The sequence below is a fragment of the Xanthobacter sp. BG11Y11_SDJG genome, assembly GCF_057364445.1.
Map to the genome: position 1 here is coordinate 1 of NZ_JBNFNU010000724.1, position 1,095 is coordinate 1,095.

Here is a 1,095-nt window from a genome sequence, read left to right on the forward strand (position 1 = left end):
CCCGTGGGATGACGGCCCGGCGATCGGCCGAAGGTTCCGCCGCTCGGCCCATCGCCGGCGCGCGGCCTTTCGCGCCCCGTGGCCGGCCCTTCACAGCAGGGCGCGCAGACCGGCCCGCGCAGGCGCAGCCTTCAGCCGCTCTTGTCCTTGCCGGAGTTTGCGCCACCGGACGCGTCGCCGCCCGGCTTGCTCTGGGACGGCTTGCCCTGAGACGACGTGCCTGCGGCAGGCTTCCCTGCGGCCGGCTTGCCTGAGGCGGGCTTGGTGGCCGGCGGTTTCGCCCCAGTGGATTTCGCGCCGGACGCGGCAGCCCCCTGGGGCTTTCCGGCCGGCGTGCTGCCGGCCTGGCCCTTGGGTGCGCCCCCTTCGCAGCGGCGGGCGCGCCGGCGGCAGGGGCCGCTTCCGCATCCGCCTCGGCCGGCTCTTCCGGGGTCTCTTCTACCTGCGCCCCCGCGGCCGCCGCGCCTTCGGCAGGCTTCGGCGCGGGAACGGGCACCGGCGCGGCCACCTTGGGCTTGTCCGCGGTCTCCCAGCGGCAGAGCTTGTAGTCGCCGCGCCGCTGGGCGATGTCCACGTGGATGTGATCCTCGTGATAGCCGTCCGAGCCCGGCCCCAGCACCGTGGAAAAGCGGCGGCACGCGCTTTCCTTCATGAGGTTGCGCAGGCTGAGCGGAAAGCCGCCGCCTTCGACCTCCAGCTTGCGCCGGTCCGTCACCTCGAAGCCGCCCACGTCGAGCGCATTGCCGTAGCCGTGCTCGCTCATGCGGGCGCCGAACACCCGGTTGCGCGAGCGGCAGTCGTAGGAGGCGGCCACCTTCACCGCCTCCACCTTTGTGCCGAGGGCGGCGACCGCCGGGGCGATGTCCTCGCGCACCCAGGCAGCCACCGCCAGCACGGTCTCGCAGCGCAGGATGGCCGCCGGCTTGAGCGCCGCCATGCGGCCGTCGCCGAGGCGGATCGCGGTCAGCCGCACGGGGTTCGGGCAGGTCGCAGCCGGGGCTTGGCGACGAAGCCGGCGCGATCTCGGCCGCCACGGCGCCCGACTGCACCAAAGCCGCGCAGGCCGCCGAAGGCGCGGAGCCGGCCGGACAGGCG

Annotated in this window: 1 protein-coding gene; it reads right to left on the bottom strand. The window is 74.9% G+C overall.

From position 1 onward, the window contains the following. Positions 1-973: extensin family protein (locus AC2W7M_RS26055; RefSeq protein WP_486136054.1), on the bottom strand; the 973-nt coding region annotated here is incomplete at its 3' end. Between the last annotated feature and the right edge of the window lie 122 nt (positions 974-1,095).